The sequence below is a fragment of the Trinickia mobilis genome (assembly GCF_017315705.1).
GTDB lineage: Bacteria > Pseudomonadota > Gammaproteobacteria > Burkholderiales > Burkholderiaceae > Trinickia_A > Trinickia_A mobilis.
This window is the reverse complement of sequence record NZ_JAFLRF010000005.1, coordinates 215,235-232,727: the sequence shown is the minus strand read 5'-3', so window position 1 is coordinate 232,727 and position 17,493 is coordinate 215,235. Positions and strand designations below refer to the sequence as shown.

General features: G+C 64.0%; 14 protein-coding genes and 1 pseudogene. 6 read left to right on the top strand and 9 right to left on the bottom strand.

The genetic code is table 11. The features are described 5' to 3' along the window. Positions 1-28: 28 nt before the first annotated feature. Positions 29-1,453: a xylulokinase gene (locus J3489_RS09525; RefSeq protein WP_206997467.1), complete on the bottom strand. Its 1,425-nt coding sequence runs from the start codon at positions 1,451-1,453 to the stop codon at positions 29-31. Positions 1,454-1,861: 408 nt separating this feature from the next. Here J3489_RS09525 and J3489_RS09520 point away from each other — a divergent pair, with 408 nt between their 5' ends. The 4 genes from J3489_RS09520 (at position 1,862) to J3489_RS09505 (ending at position 4,980) form a co-directional block, all read left to right on the top strand. Further along, positions 1,862-3,280 carry a nucleobase:cation symporter-2 family protein gene (locus J3489_RS09520; protein WP_206997466.1) on the top strand — a complete coding sequence of 473 codons (1,419 nt, stop codon included), beginning with the start codon at positions 1,862-1,864 and terminating at the stop codon, positions 3,278-3,280. 263 nt (positions 3,281-3,543) lie between these two features. Beyond that, entirely contained in the window at positions 3,544-4,026 is a 483-nt protein-coding gene (locus tag J3489_RS09515; protein WP_206997465.1) for an Hcp family type VI secretion system effector, read from the top strand. Between the two features lies 1 nt (position 4,027). After that, on the top strand, positions 4,028-4,543 hold the full coding sequence (locus J3489_RS09510) for a lysozyme (protein WP_206997464.1): 516 nt from the start codon (positions 4,028-4,030) through the stop codon (positions 4,541-4,543). Then, positions 4,540-4,980 carry a hypothetical protein gene (locus J3489_RS09505; RefSeq protein WP_206997463.1) on the top strand — a complete coding sequence of 147 codons (441 nt, stop codon included), beginning with the start codon at positions 4,540-4,542 and terminating at the stop codon, positions 4,978-4,980. Before J3489_RS09510 ends, J3489_RS09505 begins: the two co-directional genes overlap by 4 nt. A 208-nt stretch (positions 4,981-5,188) precedes the next feature. Here J3489_RS09505 and J3489_RS09500 read toward each other — a convergent pair whose 3' ends face one another. From J3489_RS09500 to J3489_RS09490, 3 genes are read right to left on the bottom strand one after another with little or no spacing between them, the layout of a single operon-like run. Continuing rightward, entirely contained in the window at positions 5,189-6,808 is a 1,620-nt protein-coding gene (locus J3489_RS09500) for an efflux transporter outer membrane subunit (RefSeq protein WP_206997462.1), read from the bottom strand. A gap of 1 nt (position 6,809) precedes the next feature. Further along, positions 6,810-10,007, bottom strand: a complete 3,198-nt coding sequence (locus J3489_RS09495) for an efflux RND transporter permease subunit (RefSeq protein ID WP_206997461.1) — start codon at positions 10,005-10,007, stop codon at positions 6,810-6,812. Between the two features lie 18 nt (positions 10,008-10,025). Beyond that, the gene (locus J3489_RS09490) at positions 10,026-11,246 is read right to left on the bottom strand and encodes an efflux RND transporter periplasmic adaptor subunit (protein WP_206997460.1); all 1,221 of its coding nucleotides are present in this window, start codon (positions 11,244-11,246) and stop codon (positions 10,026-10,028) included. 414 nt (positions 11,247-11,660) lie between these two features. On the opposite strand from J3489_RS09490, the gene J3489_RS09485 reads away from it, so the two are divergent. Further along, a complete protein-coding gene (locus J3489_RS09485) occupies positions 11,661-12,326 on the top strand; it encodes a TetR family transcriptional regulator (RefSeq protein ID WP_206997459.1) in 666 nt (221 codons plus the stop codon). A gap of 4 nt (positions 12,327-12,330) precedes the next feature. Continuing rightward, positions 12,331-12,492 (top strand): annotated as a pseudogene (locus tag J3489_RS37520) (helix-turn-helix domain-containing protein); the annotation flags it as partial. A gap of 61 nt (positions 12,493-12,553) precedes the next feature. Here J3489_RS37520 and J3489_RS09475 read toward each other — a convergent pair. The 5 genes from J3489_RS09475 to J3489_RS09455 all read right to left on the bottom strand — a co-directional run bounded on the left by J3489_RS09475 (position 12,554) and on the right by J3489_RS09455 (position 17,492). Then, entirely contained in the window at positions 12,554-13,318 is a 765-nt protein-coding gene (locus J3489_RS09475) for an SRPBCC family protein (protein WP_206997458.1), read from the bottom strand. A 34-nt stretch (positions 13,319-13,352) separates the two neighbouring features. After that, positions 13,353-13,712, bottom strand: coding sequence for a DUF427 domain-containing protein (locus tag J3489_RS09470; protein ID WP_206997589.1), 360 nt, complete (start codon positions 13,710-13,712; stop codon positions 13,353-13,355). Between the two features lie 215 nt (positions 13,713-13,927). After that, positions 13,928-14,416, bottom strand: coding sequence for a carboxypeptidase-like regulatory domain-containing protein (locus J3489_RS09465; protein WP_206997457.1), 489 nt, complete (start codon positions 14,414-14,416; stop codon positions 13,928-13,930). Positions 14,417-14,531: 115 nt separating this feature from the next. Next, positions 14,532-16,019, bottom strand: a complete 1,488-nt coding sequence (locus tag J3489_RS09460) for a DegQ family serine endoprotease (RefSeq protein WP_206997456.1) — start codon at positions 16,017-16,019, stop codon at positions 14,532-14,534. Positions 16,020-16,193: 174 nt separating this feature from the next. After that, positions 16,194-17,492, bottom strand: coding sequence for an ATP-binding protein (locus J3489_RS09455; RefSeq protein ID WP_206997455.1), 1,299 nt, complete (start codon positions 17,490-17,492; stop codon positions 16,194-16,196). Position 17,493 lies beyond the last annotated feature (1 nt).

Below are 17,493 nucleotides of genomic sequence, written 5' to 3'. Positions count from 1 at the left end.
GCCGACAGTCGCGCGTCAGTTTATTAGCTTAAGCAGATTCCGAAAACCAGCTTTCCGTACGCCGATACAAATCGATGAAACGTGCGTGGCGATCGGCGAGCACAGCGTCGCGCTGCGGACTCGCCACGAGCGTCGCCGCCGGCGTGAGCGCCGCGAGATCGGCGGCATGCCAGTGGCCGCTCGCGAGCCCCCCGAGCATTGCAGCGCCGCGCGCCGCGGCGTTCGGGCAATCGACCGCATACAAGTCGGCCGCGAGCGCGTTCGCGAGCAACTGCCGCCAGCGCGCGTCGACGGAGCCGCCGCCCGCAAGGCGCAGCGATCGCACGTGCGCGCCGTTCGAGCGGATCGCATCGAGCCCGGCACGCAGCGAGAACGCGACGCCTTCAAATGCGGCACGCATCATCGTCGCGCGCGTATCGTCGAGCGCGAGGCCGAGCCAGCCGCCGCGCGCCGCCGGGTTCATCCAGGGCGAACGCTCACCGGTCAGGTAGGGCAAGAAAGTCAGCGTCGTCGACGGGTCCACGCCGAACGCGTCCTGATAGGCGTCGGCCCACGACGAATAGGACAGCCAGCCCCGCACCGCTTCGAGCGCGACGCCGACGTTCTGCATGGCCGCCATGCGATACCAGTGGTCGGTCGCCGCGCGATACGCGTGCAGCCCGCATGCCGCTTGCGGCGCGGCCGTCGCGAGCACGACGATCTGGCCGCCGGTGCCGGTGGTCAAGAGCGCGTCGCCGTCGTGCGCGAGGCCGCTGCCGAGCGCGGCGCATGGCGTATCGCCCGCGCCCGTCGCGAGCACGATGCCTTCGCGCAGGCCGAGCGCGCGAGCCGCGTGAGCCGACAGCGTGCCGCCCGCCGCATATGAGGGCGCGAGCGGCGCGAACCATTCCGGCGGCAAGCCGAGCGCGTCGATCTGCGCGCGGTTCCACGCGCCCGACGTATCGGCCAGCGCGGTCGCGCACGCATCGGACGGATCGGTCGCCACGAGACCGCCCAGCGCGGCGCGCAGCCAGTCCTTCGGCTGCAACGCCCAACGCGTCTCGGCCGCCGACTGCGGCTCGTTACGCACGATCCAGCGCAAGAGCGGCCCAGCCATGCCCGGTGCGACCGGATTCGGCTGCGGCTCGGGCCACGCGCCGAGCAAGCCGGCCGCACGCGTATCGGGCCAGAGCAGCGCCGGCCGCACCGCGCTGCCGTCTTCGGCCGTCAGCACGACGCCGTGCATCTGCCCCGAAAAACCGATCGCGGACACCGCGTCACGCTCCTGCGCGGGCAAGCGCGCCGCCGCTTCGGTGAGCGCGCGCCACCACACCTCGACGCGCGTCTCCGCCCACCCCGGCTGCGGCGTCTCGACGGCGTACGCGACGCACGCGGTAGCGCATTCGCGTCCGTCGCCGTCGATCGTCGCGAGTTTCAGGGAGCCGGTGCCAAGGTCGATGCCGAGAAAGCGCATAGCGGAACGTGTAATCGGGTGGAGTCGCCATCGATGATAACCGCGCGGCGAATTCGCGCCTGACACGCCGGCCCGATTCTTTAGCCCTGGCTGAAGAATGGCGCCTGGCGCGGGTTTACCCACCCGTGCGCGCGGCGACGCCAAAACTCGACTATGCGCAAAGCGAAATACAGAACATAGACGCAGCAACACGCCGCGATCCGCCATCGCAGCCGCCAGATTCGCGCGACACGCGCCCTACGGGGCTTCGTCCGCGCGAAGCCGCGCGCACGGCCTGGCCCATACGTCCTTTCGCATGCAGCGCATATCGATGCCGGAAAGTACGGAATAGCCCCCAGTGCTCTTGTTGGCGCTTTTCGTTCCGCATACCTTGGAGGCACTCAAAAACGAGATATTGGAGCGAGACACATGCAAGCGAATACGGTCCATCCGGTCGACGAGCGGCTGCCCTTTGGCCAGTTGCTCACGCTCGGCATTCAACACGTGCTGGTCATGTATGCCGGTGCGGTCGCGGTACCGCTCATCGTCGGCGGCGCGCTCAATCTGCCGAAAGACCAGATCGCCTTCCTGATCAGCGCCGACTTGTTCTCCTGCGGCATCGCCACGCTGATCCAGACACTCGGCCTGTGGATCTTCGGCATCCGCCTGCCCGTCATCATGGGCTGCACGTTCGCCGCCGTCGGCCCGATGGTCGCGATCGGCACCAACCCGCATCTCGGCATTCTCGACATCTTCGGCTCGACGATCGCGGCCGGCGTCATCGGCATCGTGCTCGCGCCGATGATCGGCAAGCTGTTGCGGTTCTTCCCGCCGGTCGTGGTGGGCACCGTGATTGCGGTGATCGGGCTGTCGCTGATGGAGGTCGGCATCAACTGGGCAGCAGGCGGCGTCGGCAATCCGGATTACGGCAATCCGCTGTACCTCGGCCTGTCGCTCCTCGTGCTCACGCTGATCCTCCTGATCAACAAGTTCGGCCGCGGCTTCATCGCCAATATCTCGGTGCTGCTCGGGATCGTCGCGGGCTTCCTGATCGCGTTCGTCTCCGGCCACGTGAACACCGAGGGCGTCACGTCCGCCCCGTGGGTCGGCTTCGTGATGCCGTTCCACTTCGGCCTGCCGCACTTCGACCCGCTCGCGATCGCGACGATGGTCACCGTGATGTTCGTCACGTTCATCGAATCGACGGGCATGTTCCTCGCGGTCGGCGACATGGTCGAGCGTCCGGTGGATCGCGAGACGCTCGTGCGGGGATTGCGCGTCGACGGCCTCGGTACGCTGATCGGCGGCATCTTCAACTCGTTCCCGCATACGTCGTTCTCGCAGAACGTCGGCCTGATCGGCGTGACCGGCGTGAAGAGCCGTTTCGTCTGTGCGACGGGCGGCGTGATTCTGGTGCTGCTCGGCCTCTTCCCGAAGATGGCGCAAGTCGTGGCGTCGGTGCCGGCGTTCGTGCTCGGCGGTGCGGGCATCGTGATGTTCGGGATGGTCGCGGCGAACGGGATCAAGGTGCTGTCCCGCGTCGACTTCGTGAAGAATCACAACAATCTCTTCATCGTGGCCGTGAGCGTCGGGCTGGGTCTCGTGCCGGTCGTGTCGCCGCACTTCTTCCAGCAACTTCCGCCTGCGCTGTCGCCGGTTCTGCACAGCGGCATCCTGCTGGCGTCGACGTCGGCGGTCGTGCTCAATCTGATCTTCAACGGCGCGAAGGGCGAAAAGGAAGCGAAAAGGAACATTCGGCAAGCTGGCCGCGATCTCGAACGGCATCCTGACGCGGCGCCTGCCGCGAGCGGTCATGAGCTTGAGCGGCGAATTGCGGATGCGCATTGAGGGGACTGGAAGTGCGCGCTAATGCGCGCAAAACGCACCGCATCCCACCGACTAAGAAAAATGCCACGGTAATCCGTAGCATTTTTCTTGCGCGCGCGTTGGCTTCGTGAAGAATCACAACAACCTGTTGATGCGTCAGCATGTCGCAATTATTAGGCATCCATAGTTATTAGAATCACTCAGCTTTGGCAACGTCCATACGGCTTGTGGTCACGTCCGTGGTGGGTGCTGAGCAAAGATTTCTATTATCTAGGGAGGCAGTTATGGCACAAGATATGTTCATCAAGATCGCTGGAATCGATGGTGAATCGAGCGATTCAAACCATAAGAATGAAATCGATGTCGTTCATTGGGAATGGCAAATCAAGCAGGCTTCCGATTTGCATTCCGGAAGTGGCGGCGGCACCGGCAAGGCGACGATTTCCGATCTTTATTTCGAGCACTACACCGATCGCGCCAGCCCTAATCTGATGAAATATTGCCTGACTGGCAAGCATATTAACGATGTAGTGCTGACAACTCGCAAAGCGGGTGGCAATCCGCTTGAATACATGAAAATCACGATGAATGACGTGATCGTTACCTTGGTGCATCCGATAAGCACCCAAGGCGACGAGCGTATTCGAGAGCAGGTTGGCTTGTCGTTTGCGAAAGTGAGGCAGGAGTATCTGATTCAGAATGCCCAAGGCGGTAGCGGCGGCACGGTGACCGCTTCGTTCGATATCAAAGCAAACAAAGAGCAATGATATGGCGCAACCGGCTACTGCTACCAAGAAACAGAGTCCTAACGCCAAGTTGTCGATGAGTGCGGCGGGACGGCTGCGCCTTGCGTCTCGTGAGCGACTGCGGCTCGAATATTACAACGATGGGGGCAAGAATAAAGGCCACTGTACCTATGGCTATGGAACGTTGGTGCATCGTGGCGTATGCACGGAGGAGGAACTGACGATCACAGTGACGAACGAGATGGCGGATGCGTCCCTGACTTCACGCATCCGCGATGCTGAAAACGCAATCAGACGGAATGTGACGCAGGAACTCAATCAGGAGCAGTTCGATGCCTTGGTGAGCTTTGTCTACAATACCGGACCGACCGGGGCGATAGCAGTGTTTGAGCGCCTAAATGCAGGAGAATTCGAAGCTGCTGCTGATGTAATCTCAAGCCGTACCCACTCGCGTCAAAATGCAAAATTAGTCCATCTCAAAGGACTAGTTTCCAGGCGAACGGAGGAGAGCGCACCCTTTCGTCCTGAAAAAGAATGAAAATAAAATCCAAAATCATCCTTTCCTCCTACGCACTACTTGCGAGCGCTGCTTTAATGGCATCCGACCTTGGTGCGCTATCTGGAGCGTGGCGCGTAAAATCCGTGGCCGGCTATTCCCCATCGTTTGGAATGCCGGAAAAACAGATAAATTATTTAATAGGAAAGCGCTTAATTTTTAGAAAATCCAAAATAGAAGTCGGCCGAGACACCTGCCTCTCCCCTAGATTGCATTTCAGCAAAGAGGATGCTTTTGATTTCTTTTATAGTGGTTATCGCACAGATCCGAAAAATCTCAAACTACCCGAGCGAGTCACGATTGCAACGGTTGAATGCTCGAATATATTCGACATCTCTACTTTCGCGCTAAGCGGGAGAAATAGATTAATTTTCGAGAAACTTGGCGTCTTTTATGAAGCCGTCCGCATCAAGCCGTAGTCCGAATGTAGGAGCGCACCATTTCCAATCCCAATGGGGAGCCGATACACGTAAGCGGCGTGGTGGAACAGAGGCGAAAGGAAAGCGCACCTTTTAGAGCCATGAACCCCGAAAGCCCCGTTGTTTGCCATAGAAGCATTGCCCCAAACAAAACGCCACGGTCACCCGTGGCGTTTTGCGTTCACGCTGATAAACAGCGCCCACTCGTTTAACCCGCTGCGTTGCTCGCCTTGACCGACGACGCTGGAACCGCCGCGGCTGGCTTGTCAACCGCGCCATAATCCGCAGTGTCGTCGGCCGGACGCGGCGTGTCGCCGGTGTGCTCGATCCAGCCGCCGCCCAGCGCGACGTACAGATCGACCAGGCTCGTGAGCCGGTTCACGCGCGCGGTGATCAACAACTGCTGCGCCGTATAGAGATTGGTCTGCGCAAGCAGCACCGACAGATAGCTGTCGACACCGTTGTGATACCGCAGCTCCGACAGCTCGAGCGCACGCTGCTCGGCAAACACGTCGCGCTCCAGCGCGGCGATCTGCTGGTCGTAGGTGCCGCGCGCGGCGAGCCCGTCGGCGACCTCGCGGAACGCCGACTGAATCGACTTCTCGTACTGCGCGATCTGAATCTTCTTCTGGATGTTCGCGAGATCCAGGTTGGCGATGTTGGTGCCGCCCTCGAAGATCGGCAACGTGATCGTCGGCGCGAACGTCCACGCAAACGAACCCGGCTTGAAGAGCCCGTCGAGCGTCGCGCTCGCCGTGCCCGCGGAACCGGTCAGCGAGATCTTCGGGAAGAACGCCGCACGGGCCGCACCGATGTTCGCGTTGGCCGCGAGCAGGTTCTGCTCGGCCTCCATGATGTCGGGACGGCGCGTGAGCAGATCCGACGGCAGGCCTGCCGGGATATCGGTCAGGATGCTCTGGTCGCTAAGCGGCAAGCCCGGCTCCAGATCCGCAGGCAACGGCTCGCCGATCAACAGCACGAGCGCGTTTTCGGCCTGCGCACGGGAACGCGCCTCTACCTGCATGTTCGCCTGCGCCTGCTCGACCACCGTTTGCGCCTGGCGCAAGGCGAGTTCCGAGCCGGTGCCGTTGTCGAACTGCAGCTTCGTCAGGTTGTACGAATCCTGCGCGGTCTTCAGCGTGTCTTGCGTGATTCTCAGCAGGTCGTCGAACGAGAGCATCGTCAGATACTGGTCGGCCACTTGCGACACGAGCGAGATTTCCGCCGCCTTGCGTGCCTGAGCCGTCGACAAGTATTGCGCGAGCGCCTGGTCCTTCAAGCTGCGGATACGCCCCCAGAAGTCGATTTCCCACGACGTCTGCAGACCGACGTTGTAAGTCTGCGAGATCGTCTGGTTGAAGAACGCCAAGTCCTTCGGCGTGCGCTGGACGCTCTTGCTTCCCACCGCGTCGATCGTCGGGAACAGCTGCGCGCGCGTAATGCGGTACTGCGCCTGCGAGGCCTCGACATTCAGCACCGACACGCGCAGGTCGCGGTTGTTCTTCAGCGCGATCGCGATGAGCCGCTGCAGACGCGCGTCGGCGAAGAAGTCGCGCCAGCCGATATCGGTGGCGGCCGCGCCGTTCGCGGAACGCTCGGCGCCGCTGCCCGGCTGCGTCTGGTAGACGCCGCCGGTCGGGAACGACGCCGGCACCGGCGCATCCGGACGATGGTAGTGCGGCTCCATCGTGCAGCCGGCGGCAAGGAGGCCGGCCGCGACGGCAAGCAAAGACAGTTTTCGCCACTCAGTACGCGCCGGGCCGCTCCCAAGCGTACTGAGCGCCCCCTCGGGGGGCTGCGAACATAGTGAGCGTGGGGGTTGTCTCATATCAGTGTCCTTCATTGCCCGAACCGTTGCCGTTCGAGTCCTTCGGTACATGCAGCGCGTCCGAGCGCCTCAGCGCTTCTTCCGGATCTTCCTTCTCGCCCGAGAACTTCGAGCGGATCACGACGAAGAACATCGGGATCATGAAGATGGCGAAGAAGGTCGCCGTCAGCATCCCGCCGATCACGCCCGTACCGATTGCGTGCTGGCTCGCCGAACCGGCGCCGTTGCTGACCGCGAGCGGCATCACGCCGAGAATGAACGCCATCGACGTCATCAGAATCGGCCGCAACCGCAGGCGGGACGCTTCGAGCGCGGCTTCCACCGGCCCCATCCCTTGACCCTGCTGCAGCTCCCGCGCGAATTCGACGATCAGAATCGCGTTCTTCGCCGACAGACCCACGGTGGTCAACAGACCCACCTGGAAGAACACGTCGTTTTCGAGCCCGCGCAGCGTGGCGGCCAGGAGCGCGCCGATCACGCCGAGCGGCACGACCATGATCACCGAGAACGGAATCGACCAGCTTTCATAGAGCGCCGCGAGGCACAGGAACACGACGAGGATCGAGATCGCATACAGAATCGGCGCCTGCGAGCCGGACTGGATTTCCTGGAACGACAAGCCGGTCCACGAGTAGCCAATGCCCGGCGGCAGCTTCGCCGCGATCGCTTGCATCGCCTTCATCGCCTGGCCGGTACTCTTGCCTTGCGCGGCCGCACCCTGGATTTCGACCGACGAAATGCCGTTGTAGCGCTCGAGCTTCGGCGAACCGTACGTCCAGTGGCTGGTCGCGAACGCGCTGAACGGCACCATCCCGCCCGCGCCGTTGCGCACGTACCAGATGTTCAGGTCGTCCGGGTTCGCGCGGAACGGCGCGTCGGCCATCACGTACACCTTCTTGATCCGGTTGTCGGTATCGAGGAAGTTGTTCACGTACTGCGACGCCCACGCGATCGAGAAGGTCTGGTCGATCGCCGACGCCGTCACGCCCAAGGCCTGTGCCTTCTCGCGGTCGATGTTGACCTTGTACTGCGGCGTGTCGTTCAAGCCGTTCGGACGCACGAGTGCGAGCGTCGGGTCCTTCGCGGCCATGCCGAGCAGCTGGTTGCGCGCGGCCATCAGCGCTTCGTGGCCGAGACCCGCGTTGTCGGTCAGCTCGAAGTCGAAGCCCGACGCGGTGCCGAGTTCCGGAATCGACGGCGGATTGAACGGGATCACCAGCGCGTCCTTGTAGCGCGCGTAGTGCATGAACATCCGCTGGATGAGCGCCTGCACCTTCTGGTCCTTGTGCTGCCGCTGCGAATAGTCCTTCAGCTTGACGAACACGAGACCGGAGTTCTGGCCGCGGCCCGCGAAGCTGAAGCCGTTCACCGTGAACGCCGATTCGACGATGTCCTTTTCCTTCGTCAGCAGGTAGTCGTTGATGTTCGCGAGCGTCTTCGCAGTCGTCTCCATGGTCGAGCCCGACGGCGTTTGCACGATCACGAACATGAGGCCCTGGTCTTCGTCAGGCAGGAACGACTTCGGCAGCTTCACGAACAGCAGGCCGACCGCCGCGATCACCGCAAGATAGATGATGAGCCAGCGGCCCGAGCGCTTGATCACGTGATACACGCCCGAGTGGTACTTGTCGCGGCTCTTCTCGAAGGTCCGGTTGAACCAGCCGAAGAAGCCCTTCGTCTCTTCGTGATGGCCTTGCGGAATCGGCTTGAGAATCGTCGCGCACAGCGCCGGCGTCAGAATCAACGCGACCAGCACCGACAGCACCATCGCCGACACGATCGTCAGCGAGAACTGCCGGTAAATCGCGCCGACCGAGCCGCCCGAGAACGCCACCGGCACGAACACCGCCGACAGCACGAGCGCCACGCCGACGAGCGCGCCGGTGATCTGGCCCATCGCCTTCTTGGTCGCCTCGCGTGGCGATAAGCCCTCCTCGCTCATCACGCGCTCGACGTTTTCGACCACCACGATCGCATCGTCCACCAACAGGCCGATGGCGAGCACGAGGCCGAACATCGACAGCGTGTTGATCGAGAAGCCCACGAGCCCCATGATCGCGAACGTGCCCAACAGCACGACCGGCACGGCGATCGTCGGGATCAGCGTGGCGCGCAGGTTCTGCAGGAACAGGTACATCACGAGGAACACGAGCACGATGCCTTCGAGCAGCGTCTTGACGACGTCCTCGATCGACAGGCGCACGAACGGCGTCGTGTCATACGGGTACTTCACGACGAGGCCGTGCGGGAAGTACTTCGACAGTTCGTCGATCTTCGCCTTCACGTTCTTCGCCGTCTGCAGCGCATTCGCGCCCGTCGCGAGCTGAATGCCGAGACCCGCGGTCCACTGCCCGTTGTACTTCGTCTCGAAGTTGTATGTTTCGCCGCCCAGGTCGATGCGCGCGACGTCCTTGATGCGCACTTGCGAGCCGTCCTGGTTGACCTTCAAGAGGATGTTGCCGAACTGCTCGGGCGTGCGCAGAAGGGTCGCTTCGGTGATGGTCGCCTGGACCAATTGGCCCGGCTTCGCGGGCGTGCCGCCGATCTGGCCGCCCGCGATCTGCACGTTCTGCGCCGCGATCGCGTTCGTCACGTCGACGGGCGTCAAGCTGAAGTTGTTCAGCTTGTTCGCGTCGAGCCAGATCCGCATCGCGTACTGCGTGCCGAACAGCGTCACCGTGCCCACGCCGTCGAGACGGCTGATCGGGTCCTTGACGTGCGAGGCCACGTAGTTCGCAAGGTCGTAGCGGTCCATGCTGCCGTCTTCGGAGTTGAAGGCCAGCACGAGCAAGAAGCTGCTGCTCGACTTCGTCACCGTGGTGCCGAGCTGCTGCACGACCTGCGGCAGAAGCGGCGTGGCAAGCGACAGCTTGTTCTGCACCTGCACCTGCGCGATGTCCGGGTTCGTGCCGGCGGCGAACGTCAGCGTGATCGTTGCGGTGCCGGAGTCATCGGAGGTCGACGACAGATACAGCAAGTGGTCGAGACCGCTCATCTGCTGCTCGATCACCTGCGTGACGGTGTCTTCCACCGTCGTCGCCGACGCCCCCGGATAGCTTGCGCTGATCTGGATGGACGGCGGCGCGATGGTCGGATACTGCGAGATCGGCAAATTGAAGATCGACGCGATACCCGCGAGCATCAAAATAATCGCGATCACCCACGCAAAAATAGGGCGATCGATAAAGAACTTTGCCATGAAGCAGGCTCCCTGTTGTTACGCGCCCGATGCGCCTTGCGCCGGATGCGCGCCGCTTGCCGCGGGGGCCGCGCCGGCCGCCGCGCCGGATGCGGGGCTGGCTGCCAGCTGCGCCGGCACCGCCTTCACTTCCATGCCCGGACGGACCTTCTCGGTGCCCTGCACGATCACGCGGTCACCCGGCTGCAAGCCGCTGTCGACGATCCAGTCCGGGCCATGCATGCCGGACGTGACGATCACGCGCGGCGTCACCTTGTTGTCCTGGCCCACGATCATCGCAACCGCGTCGCCCTTCGGGTCGTGCGTAACGCCGATCTGCGGCACGAGCATCGCGTTCTCGTTCACGCCCTCTTCGATGTGCGCACGCACGAACATGCCCGGCAGCAGCACGCGGTTCGGGTTCGGGAAAATCGCGCGGACCGTGACCGAGCCGGTCGTCTGATCGACCGTGACGTCGGAGAACTGCAGCTTGCCCGGCTCCGAGTACGTGCGGCCGTCCTCGAGAATCAGCGAGACCTTCGCTGCGCCCGGGCCGCTCGTCTTCAAGCGCCCTTCCTGAACGTCCTGGCGCAGCTTGAGGCCTTCGAGGCTCGATTGCGTCAAGTCGACGTAGACCGGGTCGATCTGCTGGATCGTGTCCATCAGGGTCGCCTGGCTCGCCTGCACATACGCGCCCGGCGTGACTTGCGACACGCCGGTGCGGCCGGTGATCGGCGAAATGACGTCGGTATAGCCAAGGTTGATCTGCGCGGTTTCGACCTGCGCGCGGCCGGCAGCGACGTCGGCCTCGGCCTGGCCTTGCGCGGCGACGGCGTTGTCGTAGTCCTGCTTGCTGACCGCGTTGGCCGCCACCAGCACCTTGAAGCGATTGGCCTGCGCAGTGGTGGACACGAGGTTCGCCTGCGCCTTGGCAAGTGTGGCCTTCGCGTTGTTGAGCGCGGCGATGTATGGCGCCGGATCGATCTTGTACAGGCGCTGGCCGGCCTTCACTTCGCTGCCTTCGGTGAAGTCGCGCGACAGCACGATGCCGTCGACCCGCGCGCGCACCTGCGCGACGAGGAAAGCGTTGGTGCGGCCCGGCAATTCGGTCACGACCGGCACGGCGGATTGCTGAATGGTGACGACGCCGACTTCCGGCGTTTGCTGCGGCGGTGCCGATTGTTTTTGTCCGCACGCGGCAAGAAACACGGCAGCCGTCGCGACATTGATTAAGCGGTATGGAACCCGTTCGACGCGCATGGAGCGACCTCTGTCAATGACTGAGAATGAAATGTGTGCCCGCGTTTCTACCCCGGCGGAACACGCAGCACAAATACATCGTGAGACGTTGAATTGATAGCCCGGATGCGGTCGGCAAGACGGAAGGCGCAGCGCAGCGCGCCGCGCCAAAAAGCGCCGCATGGCACCGCTGTCGGAAATGCGCGGTGCATCGCCTTGGGGCAGGCAACAGTGACGGATATTACCCGGGTTCACAGCTAGGCTATTCAATCGTAGGCATGATTATATATACAATCACGAATGTAGGTAAAAGTACGGTCGCATGCTGGGACGACGAACACGAGCAGAAACTGCTCACAGACCGTTCCCCATTGTTAATTTAAGAGCGGCCCGCCAGGGCGCCGCCCTCCTCGCCCTGTGAAGGGCCAATATCAAATGGTCAGACGAACCAAGGAAGAAGCTCAGGAGACGCGTCATCGGATCCTCGATGCCGCGGAGCACGTGTTCTTCGAGAAGGGCGTATCGCGCACATCGCTGGGCGACATCGCGCAGCAGGCCAGCGTGACGCGCGGCGCCATCTATTGGCACTTCGCCAACAAGGGCGACCTGTTCACGGAAATGTTCGACCGCGTGCTGCTGCCGCTCGACGAGCTCGGCGCGGCGTCGCTCGACCCGCAGGAACCCGATCCGCTCGGCCGGCTGAAGGAAATCGTCAACTGGTGCCTGCGCAGCACGGCAACCGACCCGCAGCGCCGCCGCGTGTTCGACATCCTGTTTCTGAAGTGCGAATTCGTCGAGGACATGGGGCCGGTCATGGCGCGCCATCAGACGAACATGCGCGACGGCCTCCAGAAAATCGAAGGCGGCCTGAAGAACGCCGTGTCGAAAGGCCAATTGCCCGCCGACCTCGACACGCAAAAGGCGGCGACCATCCTGCATGCGTTCGTCGGCGGATTCCTGCGCGACATGCTGATCCTGCCCGACAAGATCGATATCGCCGCTCACTCGGAGCAGCTCGTCGACGCGTGCTTCGACATGCTGCGTTATAGCCCCGCCTTGCGCGGGCCGGCGCCGGAACCGCCCCCGGCAGCGGCTAGCTAACGCGCGGCTCGCCCGGGCGCAACAGATGCTGGAGATGACGAAGCAATCGGTAGACGCGATTGCCGATGCGGCGGGTTTCGGCCCAGCGGTGTCGATGCGCCAGCATTTCGCCGACGCGCTCAAGGCGTCGCCATCGGCCTACCGTCGAGAGTTTCGCGGTGCTTGAAACTGCAGGGGAAACGCGCCGGCTTGACCGCCCGGCGCGCTGAAAGAGGCTTGCCGGCGCGTCAGCCAATCCATCGGGACGCATACAGCAGCACGGCGACGAAGAAGACCATCGCCGCCCAGGCCCAGGCGGGCATCGCGTGCGGCTCGTGTCCGCGATGCAACCCATGTGCGCCTCGGGTGCTGACCAGCGTGCCGGCCGCGCGGCCCGTCAGTGTCCCGCCCGCGCCGTGCGGATAGGCTCGGCGTGCAATGCCGGCCAAATTGATCGGCCGCAGAAAGACGTGCTGACGCCGACTTTGAGCGCCGCGCGCGCGGTTCGGCCCCTGCCCGTGCTTCGCCTGCACGACCGCGCAGAACTCCGTGAAAAAGTCGTCGGCCAGCTCGTGCATCGCGTTTTCGATCTGGCGCGGCGGCAGTTCGGCGAGCGGCCCGGTGAGCGTCGCCCAGACCGAGTAGTCGATCCGCGTGGCGGGTTCGGCTTGCGCTTCGTCCGCGGACGAAGCGCCGCTACCCGCATCCGCGCGCAGCGCGACATCGATCTGCCCGCGCAACGAACCGACACCCGGCGCGCGCGCCTTGAAGTTGAGCGTGCGATGCGGCGCCTCGACGGCCGCCCCGTTCTGGCTCGCGACGTGCGCGCGCACGTCGTACCGCGCCCTGAGCGGGCCGAGCGGTACGGTCAGCGTCAGCGCGTACTCGCCGCCCGCGAGGCGCGCCAACGATTCACAGTTTTCGAGACTTGCGCGCAACAGCGGGATGTCCTGCAACGCGTCCCAGACCGCGGACGGTGCAAGCGGAATGCGTAACGCGTCGTTCAGTTCCATGGCGAATTCTCCCTATGAACGCGCGGCCGCGAGATCAGGACGTCTGATCGATGCGATCGACTCGCGATGCATAAAACGCCAAATACCCTTTGATTCTGGCGGCCGTATCGAGCGGTTCTTCATAGCTCCAAGCCGCGTTTTCAACGAGGCCGTCCTCGGTTTGCAAATGGAAATACGATGCGTGCCCCTTGTAGGGACAGACCGATGTATGGCCGGAGGGCTTGAGCCGCGCCATGTTGACATCTTCGCGCGGAAAATAGGTGACCTCGGGAAGACCCGTTTCTCGAAGCGTGAGTGCGCGGTGGGTATCGGCAACCGTGACGCCATAGTGGATCACCCGCACCCGATGGCGGTTCGGCACGATCTCAATTCGATGGTCGTCGACGTTCGTCATTGCTTTCCCCAGTACACGTCGTGCGCGGCCTGTGCCGCCGATGTGCCGCCGATGTGTCGCCGCTTGCGCGACGGCCAAAGGCGTGTGTTCGGATAGTGCCGGTGCGTAGCCAGGGGCGATTTTGCAGCGCACAAAAAAGCCACGGCGTCCGTGGCTTTCATTATCGGCGAAACTCGCACCGCTTGTGTGGCCTTCCGATCGCTGCTGGAAATCGCCTATAGGGCGTTCCAATAGAAATCCGCTTTGGTGCTGCCGCTGCCCGAGATCGTCACCGTTTTCTTCTGATCCTGGCCGTTGTACGTCGCGTGCACGGTATACCGGCCGGGACGCAGCCTGACGAGCATATACGGCCCGCGCGATTGCACGTTGAGCACCTCGCCGTCATGTGCGTTCACGATCCGCACATGCACATCCGCCAGATATTCCGTGCCCGGCCCGGTGAAGCGCATCGCGAGCGGCCAGTCGTGCTGCGCCCGCTTGAGCGCCGACGACTCATCGCTGCCCACCCCGCCCGACACGAACGACACATCGCCTTGTTGCTGGATCTGGGGCATGCCGCCGCCGTTCGCGTTGCCGGCGCTGGTGTTGTCGGTCTCCGTGCCGCCGACCGCGCCCGACTGCGCAAACGCGCCGCCCGCCGCCCCGAGTGCGAGCGCCGCGGCAACCGCCGCGAACACCGTCCGCTTGTTGCTTGGCGTGTTCATTGCCTCTCCTTTCGTCGTGACTGAATCCTGAAACAACAGCGCCGCACCGTCCATGTTAGGACGGCGCGGCGCGTTTGGAACAGCCTCCGATGCCTGCGGGCAACGGTCCGAAAGATCAGCCCAGTTCGACTGGCACGAAGATTTGCGCGTTGTCGCGCTGGATCAGGAGCGCGATGCTGTTGCCGGCCTTCGCGATCATCTCCCGCAGTTGATCCGGGTTCGACACCGGACGGCCGTTGACCGCGAGAATCACGTCGCCCGGCTGGATGCCCGCGCTCGCCGCCGGCCCCGACGACTGCTGCACGAGCAGGCCGTGCGTGAGCGACGCGCCGCTCCTTTCCTGCGGCGTCAACGAACGAACCGCCACGCCGAGGCGCCCTTGCTCCTGCGACTGCGTGTCGTTGGAGGCCACCTTCGTATCCGTGAGCGCGCCGATCGTCACGGTGACGTCCTTCTTGGCCTTGTCGCGCCAGACCTCGACGTCGGCCTTGCTGCCCGGCTTGATGCCCGCGATCATCGACGGCAGATCGGTCGAATCGCTGATCTGCGTACCGTCCACCGCGAGGATCACGTCTCCCGCCTGCAGGCCCGCCTTCGCGGCCGGACCGCCCGGATCGACCGAGCTCACGAGCGCGCCGTTCGGCTTTTGCAGCCCGAACGAGTCGGCGAGCGTCTGATTGAGGCTCTGCACCGCGACGCCTAGGCGCCCGCGGTTCACGTGGCCCGTCTTCACGAGCTCGTCCTTGACCTTCATCGCCTCATTGATCGGAATCGCGAACGACAGGCCCTGGAAGCCGCCCGTCTGCGAGTAGATCATCGAGTTGATGCCGATCACTTCACCCTGCAGGTTGAAGAGCGGGCCGCCCGAGTTGCCCGGGTTCACCGGCACGTCGGTCTGGATGAACGGCGTGTAGTTCTCGTCAGGCAGCGAGCGCGCCTTCGCGCTGATGATGCCCGAGGTCACGGTGTTGTCGAAACCGTACGGCGAGCCGATCGCGACGACCCACTGGCCGACCTTGCTCTGGCGCGGATCGCCGATCTTCACGGTGGGCAGGTCGGACGCGTTGATCTTCAGCACCGCGACGTCCGAATCCTTGTCGGCGCCGACGACCTTCGCGCGGAGCTCGCGCTTGTCGGTCAGCTTGACGGTGACGACGTTCGCGCCGTCCACGACGTGCGCATTGGTCAGGATGTAGCCGTCGGGGCTGATGATGAAGCCAGAGCCGAGGCTCGCGCTCGGCTGGTCGTTCTGGCCGCCGTCATCGCCGCCCTGGCCCGGGAACTGGCCGTAGAAGTGGCGGAAGAACTGGTAGAACGGGTCGCTCGGATCGATCGGCAGCTGCTGCATCGATTGGCGCTGCGACACCTGCTTCACGACGTGCTTGGCGCTGATGTTCACGACGGCCGGGCCGTAGGTTTCGACCAAGCCGGAGAAATCGGGGATGCCGGTCTTCGCGGCGGCTTCGGCAGGCATCAACGCCGCGGCCTGGGCGGACTGGATGAGCTGCGGGTCGGTATGGCGGGTGCCGGCGACGTATCCCGCCGACAACGCAACGGCGACCGCGACGGCGATTGCGCTGCGAGACAGAATCTTGGTATTCATCGAAGGAACCTCCTGGGTGACGTACGCAGAGTAAGTGCGCTGTCTTAAAGGAGTCTTAACAGCGAAAGGGGATTCTTAACAGTGGAATAGGATTCTTAACAACGAATTTCGGCGGCGCTACGGCCAAAATCCCGCGCCTCGAGCGCGGTGGGCGGCGCCCGCCCACCGGCCCGCCTAGAACCGCACGCTGACGCGCAAGCCGCCGAGCGGCGCGTCGTCCAGTTCGATCTCGACGCCGTGCTGGACGGCGATGCGCTTGACGATCGCGAGCCCGAGGCCGCTGCCGGACACGTCGGTGCGCGCCCGCGCCGAGGTGTCGCGGTAGAAGCGGTCGAACACGCGCTCGCGCTCGTCCTCCGGGATGCCTGGGCCGCTGTCGGCGATGTTCACGCGCGGGCGGCCGTCCGGATCGAGCGCGAGCGATACGTCGATCCGCCCCCCCTGCGGCGTGTATTTGACGGCGTTATCGAGCAGGTTGCCGAACATCACGCGCAGCGCGTCGGCATCGGCCGCCACCGTTGCCGACTGCGCCTCCTCGAAGCCAAGATCGATCGCGCGCCGCTGCGCGAGCGGCGCGTGCGCGGCGACGCAGTCGGCGAGGAGCGCGCGCAGGTCGAGCGCGTCTTTTGCCGCCGCGCCGTCCGGCTCGGCGCGTGCGAGCGCGAGAAGCTGCTCGGCAAGGCGCGTTGCGCGCGTCACGCCCGCCTGCAAATCGGCGAGCGCTTCGCGGCGCGCTTCGTCGTCGTGCGCGCGCGCGACCAGCTGCGACTGGATCTGCACGGCCGCGAGCGGCGTGCGCAACTCATGCGCGGCGTCGGCGACGAAGGCCTTCTGCGTGTCGAGCGCGGCCGCAAGGCGCGCGAGCAGCCCGTTCAACGCGCGCACGAGCGGCCGCACTTCGAGCGGCAGGCGCTCGTCCGGCAGCGGCTCGAGCGCCTCGGGGCGGCGCGTTTCGAGGGCACGCGTCACGCGCCGCAACGGCGCGAGGCCGCGTCCGACGATCCCCCATACCGCGAGACCGAGAAACGGCAATACGACGATCAGCGGCCACAGCGTGCGCAGCGCGACGTTTGCGGCGAGGCGGTTGCGCACGGAAAGCGGCTGCGCGAGCTGCACGACGTTGTCGCCGACGATCGCGCCGTACACGCGCCATTCGCCGCGCTCGGTGCGTTCCGTCGAAAAGCCGAGTTCGGCGCGCGGTGCGAGCGGCGCGCGCGGATGCGAGTAGTACATGAGCCCGCCGTTGCGATTCCAGATCTGGATCACGACACCCTCGTCCGCATTGGAATGCGCGCCGAGGATTTGCGCGAACGGCTCGGAGGGCAGCGCCGCAGCGATCTCCTGCAACTGGTAATCGAACAGCTCGTTGGCTTCGGCGAGGGCCTGCCGGTAGATCAGCCAGCCCGCGAGGCTCACGCTCGCGACGACGATCGCAACGAGCCAGAACAGCAATTGACGTCGAATGGAACTCATG

Bases quoted from the DNA above. Each gene is read 5' to 3' on its own strand.
- J3489_RS09525 (WP_206997467.1), bottom strand. From the start codon at position 1,453: ATGCGCTTTCTCGGCATCGACCTTGGCACCGGCTCCCTGAAACTCGCG.
- J3489_RS09520 (WP_206997466.1), top strand. From the start codon at position 1,862: ATGCAAGCGAATACGGTCCATCCGGTCGACGAGCGGCTGCCCTTTGGC.
- J3489_RS09515 (WP_206997465.1), top strand. From the start codon at position 3,544: ATGGCACAAGATATGTTCATCAAGATCGCTGGAATCGATGGTGAATCG.
- J3489_RS09510 (WP_206997464.1), top strand. From the start codon at position 4,028: ATGGCGCAACCGGCTACTGCTACCAAGAAACAGAGTCCTAACGCCAAG.
- J3489_RS09505 (WP_206997463.1), top strand. From the start codon at position 4,540: ATGAAAATAAAATCCAAAATCATCCTTTCCTCCTACGCACTACTTGCG.
- J3489_RS09500 (WP_206997462.1), bottom strand. From the start codon at position 6,808: ATGAGACAACCCCCACGCTCACTATGTTCGCAGCCCCCCGAGGGGGCG.
- J3489_RS09495 (WP_206997461.1), bottom strand. From the start codon at position 10,007: ATGGCAAAGTTCTTTATCGATCGCCCTATTTTTGCGTGGGTGATCGCG.
- J3489_RS09490 (WP_206997460.1), bottom strand. From the start codon at position 11,246: ATGCGCGTCGAACGGGTTCCATACCGCTTAATCAATGTCGCGACGGCT.
- J3489_RS09485 (WP_206997459.1), top strand. From the start codon at position 11,661: ATGGTCAGACGAACCAAGGAAGAAGCTCAGGAGACGCGTCATCGGATC.
- J3489_RS09475 (WP_206997458.1), bottom strand. From the start codon at position 13,318: ATGGAACTGAACGACGCGTTACGCATTCCGCTTGCACCGTCCGCGGTC.
- J3489_RS09470 (WP_206997589.1), bottom strand. From the start codon at position 13,712: ATGACGAACGTCGACGACCATCGAATTGAGATCGTGCCGAACCGCCAT.
- J3489_RS09465 (WP_206997457.1), bottom strand. From the start codon at position 14,416: ATGAACACGCCAAGCAACAAGCGGACGGTGTTCGCGGCGGTTGCCGCG.
- J3489_RS09460 (WP_206997456.1), bottom strand. From the start codon at position 16,019: ATGAATACCAAGATTCTGTCTCGCAGCGCAATCGCCGTCGCGGTCGCC.
- J3489_RS09455 (WP_206997455.1), bottom strand. From the start codon at position 17,492: ATGAGTTCCATTCGACGTCAATTGCTGTTCTGGCTCGTTGCGATCGTC.